This window comes from uncultured Microbacterium sp. (genome assembly GCF_964244775.1).
GTDB lineage: Bacteria > Actinomycetota > Actinomycetes > Actinomycetales > Microbacteriaceae > Microbacterium.
Genome location: NZ_CAXTJR010000004.1, coordinates 36134 through 44898, shown reverse-complemented (window position 1 = coordinate 44898; position 8765 = coordinate 36134). Strand labels below are relative to the sequence as shown.

Below are 8765 nucleotides of genomic sequence, written 5' to 3'. Positions count from 1 at the left end.
GCCTCTCAGTCGGTCGTAAGGTGAAGTCATGCCATTGACCGGAGAATACAAGCCGAGCACCGCCGAGTGGGCCCGCGTGCAGGCCGAGCAGTACGAGGCGTCCGGCGGCGCCGAGGCGAACGAGATGCGCGGTAAACCGATCATCGTGCTCACCACCGTCGGTGCGAAGACCGGCGCGCTGCGAAAGACCGCCCTCATGCGCGTCGAGCACGACGGAAGCTACGCGGTCGTCGCCTCGAAGGGCGGGGCGCCCGACGAACCGCGCTGGGGCGGCAACATGCGCAAGAACCCGCACGTCGAACTCCAAGACGGTGCCGTCACGCGCGACTACCTCGCGCGCGAGGTCTCCGGCGACGAGCGCGCGGAGTGGTGGGGTCATGCCACCGCGGTCTGGCCGGCCTACGACGACTACCAGAAGAAGACCGACCGGCTGATCGCGGTCTTCGTACTCGAGCCCATCGCCTGACGGGGAGCCTTGCCCACACGGGCGTGGGGGCGGGGATCGGCGAGGCTCGCTGGGTAGTGTCGTGGAGGCATGAATCGGGTTCTCGTCGCGTTCCTCGCGGCCTTCGACGCCGCGCTCGCGGTCGCCGTCGGCCTCGCCGTCGTGCTCGCGCCGCTGACCGTGCTGTGGGTGATCGGCCTGGGTCAGGCCGACTGGTCGGCGCTCTGGCCGGCGAGCGCGACGATCTGGCAGTTCGGCAACCTCGTGCCGGTCCTGATCACGTTGCCGCCGGACTACCTGGCCGTGACGGGGATCGATCCGGCCGCAGCATCCTTCTGGATCTCTCTCGCCCCGCTCGGATTCGCGGCCTTCACCGCCATCTTCGCCGCGCGCTCGGGTGCGCGGGCGTCGCGCGCCGATGCCTGGCTCACGGGCGTCGTGGCTGGGGGGCTGGTGTTCGGCGCCCTCGCCGCACTCGTCGCCCTCAGCGCGCGCACGTCGATCGCGGCGATCCACCTCTGGCAAGCCGTGCTCTTCCCCACGCTCGTGTTCGTGGTCGCCGCGCTCATCGGCGCCCTGGTGGTCGAATGGCGCGAGGCGAGCGCGGGCCCGGTCGCGCACCTGCGCGATCGCATCGAGGCGCGCGCCGACGGCTGGGGCGATGTGCCCGGGCTCACCGTCCGCGGGGCGACCGCCGTCCTCGTCGGCCTCATCGGTGCGGGCGCGCTCGTGGTCGCCGTGTCGCTGATGCTCCGCGGCGGCGAGGTGATCGCGCTCTTCGAATCGGGCAACATGGAGGCCCTCGGGGCGACCATGACCACGCTCGCGCAGCTCGCGTACCTGCCGACGGTCGTCGTCTGGGGACTCTCCTTCGTCGCCGGGCCCGGGTTCTCGCTCGGCGTCGGCACCTCCGTGTCGCCGGCCGGCACCCAGCTCGGCGTGGTCCCCGGCATCCCGCTGCTCGGCGCGATCCCCGACACGGTGTCGTCGTGGCTCCTGCTGCTGGCTCTGATCCCGGTCGCGCTCGGTGCCTTCGCGGGATGGATCGTCCGCTCGCGTCTGGTTCGGCCCGGTCTGGTTCGGGCCGGGGAGCGCGGCACGGCCGACCGCGGCGCGGCCGAGCGCGCCGAGCCGATCACCGTGCGGCTCACCCTCGCGGTCGCGATCGCCGCACTGTCGGCGGCAGGCGCAGCCCTCCTCTCCGTGCTCGCCTCCGGCGCCCTCGGCCCGGGGCGGCTCGCCGAGGTGGGCCCGCAGCCGGGGCCCGTCGCGCTCGCGGTCGGGCTGGAGGTGCTCCTGGGTGCCGGCATCCTGCTGCTCTCGCCCCGGCCGCATCGCCCCGCCCCTCGGCCACTCCAGGCGCAGCAGCCGGTGTCGGAGCCCGCTCCGGCCCTCACGGCGGACATGGCCCAGGACGCGCAGACCGCCCCTATCGAACGAGGCACCCAGGGCCGCCGCCCCGTCGTCCGGTCGGTCTGCCGCCGATAGACTGACGGCGTGCTCACGGTCGCCGTCCTCATCTCGGGCGCGGGCTCCAATCTGCGGGCGCTTCTGGATGCTGCGGCCGCCGCCGATTACCCCGCCCGGGTCATCGTGGTCGGGGCCGATCGCGAGGCCGACGGGTTCGCGCACGCGGAGGCCTACGGCATCCCCACCTTCCTCGTCCCGTGGCGCGAGTTCGACTCGCGCGATGACTGGGGCAGGGAACTCGCCGCGCAGCTGGAGGTGTGGCAGCCCGACCTGGTCGTGCTCAGCGGGCTGATGCGCCTGCTGCCGCACGGCGTGGTCGAGGCGTGGTCGCCGCGGATCATCAACACCCACCCGGCCTATCTGCCCGAGTTCCCCGGCGCGCACGGCGTGCGCGACGCGCTGGCGGCAGGGGCGACGCAGACCGGTGCGAGCATCATCGTCGTGGACGACGGCATCGACGACGGGCCGATCCTGGCCCAGGAGCGCGTGCCCGTGCTCCCGGGCGACGACGAGCACGCACTGCACGAACGCATCAAGCCCGTCGAACGGCGACTCCTGATCGACGTCGTCCGGCGCATCGCGACCGGCGAGCTCGACCTCGCTGCCGCGACATCGACGTCATCCTGACCGAACCCCGAGGAGCCCCCCATGGCCGGACCGAGCCACGATCCCTCTCTGTACCGTCACCGCGATCTCGTCCCGGTGCGGCGTGCGCTGATCTCGGTCAGCGACAAGACCGATCTGCTGCGCCTGGCCGAGGCGCTCGTCGCGAGCGATGTCGAGATCGTCTCGACGGGCGGATCGGCACGGATGCTGCGCGACGCCGGCTTCGCCGTGACCGACGTGTCGGCGATCACGGGCTTCCCCGAGTCGCTCGACGGCCGGGTCAAGACGCTGCACCCCGGCGTGCACGCCGGACTCCTCGCCGACCTGCGACTCGAGGACCACGCCCGCCAGCTGGCCGATCTCGACATCCAGCCCTTCGAGCTCGTCGTGGTGAACCTGTACCCGTTCGTCGAGACCGTGGCCTCGGGAGCCCAGGGCGACGACGTCGTCGAGCAGATCGACATCGGCGGCCCTGCGATGGTGCGCGCCTCCGCGAAGAACTACGCCAACGTGGCGATCGTGGTCTCGCCCGAGTCGTATCCGGGGATCATCGAGGCGCTCGGCAGCGGAGGAACCAGTCTCGCGCAGCGCAAGCAGCTGGCCGCCCGCGCGTTCGCGCACACGTGCGAGTACGACCGCGCGGTCGCCACCTGGTTCACCGAGGGAACCTTGACCGCCGACGCCGACCTGCCCCAGCACCTCACCATGAAGGCCGAGCGACTCGCCACCCTGCGATACGGCGAGAACTCGCACCAGCGCGCGGCGATCTACACGCGGCTCGGCGGTCACGGCATCGCGCAGGCGACGCAGCTGCAGGGCAAGGAGATGTCGTACAACAACTACGTCGACGCCGATGCGGCCCTCCGCGCCGCTTTCGACATGGTCAAGCCGGCCGTCGCGATCATCAAGCACGCGAATCCGTGCGGCATCGCGGTGGCCGCCCCCAACGCCCTCGACCCGATCGCCAGCGCCCACCTGCGCGCGCACGAGTGCGACCCGGTCTCCGCGTTCGGCGGCGTGATCGCCGCGAACCGGACCGTCACGCTGAAGATGGCCGAAAACCTCCGCGACATCTTCACCGAGGTGATCGTGGCCCCCGACTTCGAGCCGGCGGCGCTGGAGGTCTTCGCCCTGAAGAAGAACCTGCGTGTGCTGCAGCTGCCCGGCGACTGGCGCCAGGAGCGCATGGACGTGCGCCTCGTCTCGGGGGGCCTGCTCCTGCAGGACGCCGATCGCTTCCCGGACGACATCGAGTCGGTGGCCAGGGACTGGCAGCTCGTGTCGGGGGAGCGCCCACAGGACGACGAGATGATCAACCTGACCTTCGCGTGGAAGGCCTGTCGCGCCGTCAAGTCGAACGCGATCGTGCTGGCGAAGGGCTCGGCCACCGTCGGGATCGGCATGGGCCAGGTGAACAGGGTCGATTCGTGCCGGCTCGCGGTCGAGCGGGCGGGGGATCGCGCCGCGGGGTCGACCGCAGCATCCGATGCCTTCTTCCCGTTCGCGGACGGCCCGCAGGTGCTGCTGGATGCCGGCATCACGACGATCATCCAGCCCGGCGGTTCCGTGCGCGACGACGAAGTGATCGCCGCCGCCCGCGCGGCGGGCGTGACGATGTTCTTCACCGGGGAGCGTCACTTCTTCCACTGATCCGCGCCAGCGCACGCGGCGGTGATCGAGTAGGCGCGCCAGTTCACCCGGCGGTGATCGAGTAGGCGCGCCAGCGCACTCGGCGGTGATCGAGTAGGCGCGCCAGCTCACCCGGCGGTGATCGAGTAGGCGCGCCAGCGCCGTATCGAGATCAGGGCCCGCGTACTACGTCAGTCCGGCTGATCTCGATACGCTCGCAAGCTCGCTACTCGATCACCGCAGGGGGACTCGCAAGCTCGCTCGATCACCGCATCGCGCGCCCCAGCGATGTCCGATTTCCGCGAGCCACCATCGCAGGGTCGTGTCAGGCTGGGGGTCATGAGCATGCAGATGTCGTTCGATGAGCGCTACCGCGCGATCGATTCGCGCGACGCGCGCTTCGACGGCCAGTTCGTCACCGCCGTGCGCTCCACCGGCATCTACTGCCGACCGAGCTGCCCCGCCCGCACCCCCAAGCCCGCGAACGTGACGTTCTACCCCACGAGCGCCGCGGCACACGAGGCCGGGTACCGCGCGTGCAAACGATGCCTCCCCGAGGCCGCGCCTGGCTCGCCGGAGTGGAATCTGCGCAGCGACACGGCGGGCCGCGCGATGCGGCTCATCGCCGATGGCGTGGTCGAGCGCGAGGGCGTCCCCGGGCTCGCCGCCCGCCTGGGCTACTCGCCGCGCCATCTCACCCGGCTGCTCACGTCCGAGCTGGGGGCAGGCCCGCTCGCGCTGAGCCGCGCGCAGCGCGCGCACACCGCCCGCATGCTGCTGGTCGGCACCGACCTGCCGGCCGCCGATGTCGCCTTCTCGGCCGGCTTCGCCAGCGTGCGTCAGTTCAACGACACGATCCGCGAGGTGTTCGGGATGACGCCGCTCGCGCTGCGGGCGCGCCGGCATGCCCTTGAGACGCGCGCTCTGGAGGCGCACGCACCCGGCGCGATCGATCTCGTGCTGCCCCACCGCGGCCCGCTCGATGCCGAAGGTCTCTTCGCGTGGATGGCGGCGCGGGCGATCCCCGGCGTCGAGACCGCCACGCCTTCGTCCTTCGCGCGCATGCTTCGGCTTCCCGGCGGCCCCGCGTGGTTCCGGCTGCGGCTCGATCAGGCCGGCCGCGTTCGCCTGAGCGCACGGCTCCCGCACCTCGGTGACCTCACGACGCTCGTGTCACGCGCACGTCGGCTCTTCGATCTGGATGCCGACCCGATCGCCGTCGACGAGGCGCTGGCGCAGCATCCCGAACTGGCACTGCTCGTCGGCGCGGTCCCGGGAATCCGGGTGCCCGGCGCCGCCGACCCGCACGAGATGCTCATCCGGGCGATGATCGGCCAGCAGATCACGGTGGCCGCGGCCCGCACCGCGCTCACCCGGCTCACCGATGAGCTCGGCGAGACGGTCGAGGGGTCGGACGGCGACGACCGGCTGTTCCCCACGATGGCGGCGATCGCCGAGCGCGGCCACGAGGTCCTGCGCGGCCCGGCCGCCCGGATCCGCGCCGTCACGGGGGCTGCCGCCGCGCTCGCCGACGGCTCGCTCACCCTCACGACCGGCGACGACGGAGCCGACCAGCGCGCCGCGCTCCTGGCGCTTCCCGGTGTGGGGCCGTGGACAGCCGACTATGTGCGCATGCGCGTGCTCGGCGATCCCGACGTGTTCCTGCCGGGCGACGTCGCCGTGCGCGCGGGGGCGGCGGCCACCGGCATCCCCTCCGCACCCACCACCCTCACCGCCTGGGCTGCCCGCACGGCCCCCTGGCGCTCGTACCTCACCGCACATCTCTGGCGCGCGGTGCCCCCGCGTGTCACAACTCCGCCTCGCCGGCGCCCGCCGGCCGACACCGCCCCGCAGTCACGCTGACCCACCGACCCTCGCCCCGCCCGAAGGCGGAGTTATGACACACCCCGCAGGAGTACCCATGACCAACGCAGCGACCGTCCAGACCATCGACACCCCCGACGGCCCTTTCACGATCGTCTCCGACGCCCAGGGCAGGGTGCTCGCGTCGGGCTGGACCGCCGACCTCGAGGTCGCCCTCGCGCGCATCCCCGCCGCGGCTCGTCCGACCGAGGTGCACGAAGGGCGCACGGATGCTGCGACCGCCGCCCTGGCCTACTACGCCGGCGACATCTCGGCGATCGACACCGTGCCGGTGTGGCAGCCCGGCACGGCGATGCAGCACGCCGGGTGGGACGCCCTGCGCACGATCACGCCGGGCGCGCCGCTCAGCTACACCGAGTTCGCGGCTCAGCTCGGAGCTCCGCGCGCGGTGCGGGCCGCGGCATCCATCTGCGCACGCAACGCGCCCGCGCTGTTCGTCCCGTGCCATCGGGTGCTGCGCGGCGACGGGAGTCTCGGCGGCTTTGCGTGGGGCCTCGAGGTCAAGCGCAGCCTGCTCGCGCGCGAGTCGGCGACGAATTGACCAGCGAAAGCTGACACGGCGGACTTGCACGATCCCGCGGGGCGGGCATAGCCTGGAGGGCTGTCGGCCGCGCACCGCGGCAGGCCATTCAGAGGAGGATGCCATGCACACGATCGTCGCCCGTATGCCGGTCTCCGCCGCCCTCCCGATCAAGACGCGCGCACTCCACTCTTGAGTTCCGCCGGCATATCGCCGGCGTCCGCAGCGTTCTCGTTCTTCAGACGGCCCATCGTCTTCGTCGCCCATCGCGCCCCTGCGCGCGCATCGCACCTCGCTCGCACCACCTCCGCACCATCTGCGCCAGACATCCCACAAGGATCATGACTTCCACTGCCTCCGCTTCCGAGCGTCTGTCCACACCGAAGGCGCTCGCGCGTCTGATCCCCTTCGCCCGTCCGGTGATGGGCCGCCTCATCCTCGGCTTCTTCTCGGCGCTCGGCGCGGCGCTCGTCACCCTGATGATTCCGCTCGTGCTGCAGGCCGTCGTCGACGGGCCGATCGCCACGGGCGACATCGCCCTGATCGTGTGGGCCTCGGTGGGAGTGCTCCTCCTCGGCGTGCTCGAGGCGCTGTTCGTGTACCTGCGCCGCGCCTTCGTGCTGACCCCCGCCACGGGCGTGGAGTACGAGATCCGTCAGCAGTTCTACCGGCGCCTCCAGCGCCTGCCGGTCTCGTTCCACGACCGGTGGCAGTCGGGGCAGCTCCTCAGCCGCATGATGCAGGACATCAACCTGATCCGCCGCTGGCTGGCATTCGGCAGCATCCTGCTCGTGGTCAACGTGCTCACGATCCTCATCGGCTCGGTGCTGCTGTTCCAATGGAACTGGCTGCTCGGGGTGATCTTCCTCGTCGTGTCGATTCCGCTGTGGTGGTTCGGCTATCGGTTCGAGCGCACCTACGGGACCCTCGCGCGCATGAGCCAAGACCAGGCCGGCGACCTCGCCACCGCGGTCGAGGAGAGCGTGCACGGCATCCGCGTGCTCAAGGCCTTCGGCCGCGGCAAGCACGCCCTGCAGAAGTTCCGCGCGCAGGTCGAGACCCTGCGCGGCACCGAGCTGCAGAAGGCCCGCGAGGTCGGCGTGCTGTGGTTCTGGCTCGAGGTCGTGCCGATGGTCGCGTTCGCGCTGTGCCTGCTCGCCGGTATCTGGCTCGCCACCCAGAACCAGCTGTCGGTCGGCGAGCTGTTCGCCTTCTTCGCGATGGCGACGGCGCTGCGCTGGCCGATCGAATCGCTCGGCTTCCTGTTCTCGTTCCTCATCGACACCCGCACCGCGACCGATCGCATCTTCGAGGTGCTCGACGAGCAGAACGACATCGTCGATCCCGAGAATCCCGTCGAGCTCGCGGAGCCACGCGGAGAGCTCGCGTTCCGAGGCGCCCACTTCCGGTATCAGGATGCTGCGGCCACCGAGCGCGACCTCCTCGACGGCATCGATCTGGTGCTGCGCCCGGGCGAGACGATGGCCCTGGTAGGGCTCACCGGATCGGGCAAGACGACCCTCACGACGCTGCCCACACGCCTCTACGACGTGACCGAGGGCTCGGTCGAGATCGACGGCATCGACGTGCGCGACCTGCGGCTGGACGAACTGCGCCGTCACATCTCGATGGCGTTCGAAGACGCGACGCTGTTCTCGGCGAGCGTGCGCGATAACGTGCTGCTCGGCCGTGACGACCTCGATCCGCGGAGCCCCGAGGGTGACGCGGTCCTGCACGAATCGCTCGAGATCGCGCAGGCGCACTTCGCCTACGAGCTCCCCGACGGCGTCGACACGACGGTCGGCGAAGAAGGACTCAGCCTCTCCGGCGGGCAGCGCCAGCGCCTGGCCCTTGCCCGGGCGGTCGCCGCTCGGCCCGCGGTGCTCGTGCTCGACGACCCGCTCAGCGCGCTCGACGTCGACACCGAAGCCCTCGTCGAGGCAGCGCTCCGGCGCGTCCTCGCGACCACCACGGCACTGATCGTCGCCCACCGCCCGTCTACCGTGGCGCTGGCCGACCGCGTCGCGGTGCTGCAGGACGGCCGCATCGTCCGCGTCGGAACCCATTCCGAGCTCCTGCGCGACAGCGAGCACTACCGTCACGTCATCTCGAGCCTGGAGGCCGCCATGCGCGAGGGCCGCGAATCGGACAGCGCACGCGAATCGGACAGCGCACGCGAATCGGACAGCGCACGCGAATCGGACAGCGCAC

General features: G+C 71.4%; 7 protein-coding genes. All 7 read left to right on the top strand.

Going from position 1 to position 8765, the window contains the following annotated elements; all coding sequences use genetic code 11:
- Positions 1-28 precede the first annotated feature (28 nt).
- Positions 29-466 carry a nitroreductase family deazaflavin-dependent oxidoreductase gene (locus ACFE6Z_RS09005; RefSeq protein WP_375385398.1) on the top strand — a complete coding sequence of 146 codons (438 nt, stop codon included), beginning with the start codon at positions 29-31 and terminating at the stop codon, positions 464-466.
- A gap of 69 nt (positions 467-535) precedes the next feature.
- The gene (locus ACFE6Z_RS09000; protein WP_375385397.1) at positions 536-1933 is read left to right on the top strand and encodes a DUF6350 family protein; all 1398 of its coding nucleotides are present in this window, start codon (positions 536-538) and stop codon (positions 1931-1933) included.
- A 9-nt stretch (positions 1934-1942) separates the two neighbouring features.
- A complete protein-coding gene (gene purN / locus ACFE6Z_RS08995; RefSeq protein ID WP_375385396.1) occupies positions 1943-2542 on the top strand; it encodes a phosphoribosylglycinamide formyltransferase in 600 nt (199 codons plus the stop codon).
- A gap of 21 nt (positions 2543-2563) precedes the next feature.
- Complete coding sequence (gene purH / locus ACFE6Z_RS08990) at positions 2564-4171, top strand: bifunctional phosphoribosylaminoimidazolecarboxamide formyltransferase/IMP cyclohydrolase (protein WP_375385395.1); 1608 nt, start codon at positions 2564-2566, stop codon at positions 4169-4171.
- A gap of 318 nt (positions 4172-4489) precedes the next feature.
- Positions 4490-6013 (top strand): DNA-3-methyladenine glycosylase 2 family protein, encoded by a 1524-nt coding sequence (locus ACFE6Z_RS08985; protein ID WP_375385394.1) that lies wholly within the window; start codon positions 4490-4492, stop codon positions 6011-6013.
- A 58-nt stretch (positions 6014-6071) separates the two neighbouring features.
- Positions 6072-6575, top strand: coding sequence for a methylated-DNA--[protein]-cysteine S-methyltransferase (locus ACFE6Z_RS08980; protein ID WP_375385393.1), 504 nt, complete (start codon positions 6072-6074; stop codon positions 6573-6575).
- Between the two features lie 320 nt (positions 6576-6895).
- Positions 6896-8765 (top strand): ABC transporter ATP-binding protein (locus ACFE6Z_RS08975; protein ID WP_375385392.1); only part of this gene is annotated, 1870 nt, incomplete at its 3' end.

Excerpts from the sequence above, each read along its gene's own strand:
- ACFE6Z_RS09005 (WP_375385398.1), top strand. The coding sequence starts at position 29 with ATGCCATTGACCGGAGAATACAAGCCGAGCACCGCCGAGTGGGCCCGC.
- ACFE6Z_RS09000 (WP_375385397.1), top strand. The coding sequence starts at position 536 with ATGAATCGGGTTCTCGTCGCGTTCCTCGCGGCCTTCGACGCCGCGCTC.
- purH (WP_375385395.1), top strand. The coding sequence starts at position 2,564 with ATGGCCGGACCGAGCCACGATCCCTCTCTGTACCGTCACCGCGATCTC.
- ACFE6Z_RS08985 (WP_375385394.1), top strand. The coding sequence starts at position 4,490 with ATGAGCATGCAGATGTCGTTCGATGAGCGCTACCGCGCGATCGATTCG.
- ACFE6Z_RS08980 (WP_375385393.1), top strand. The coding sequence starts at position 6,072 with ATGACCAACGCAGCGACCGTCCAGACCATCGACACCCCCGACGGCCCT.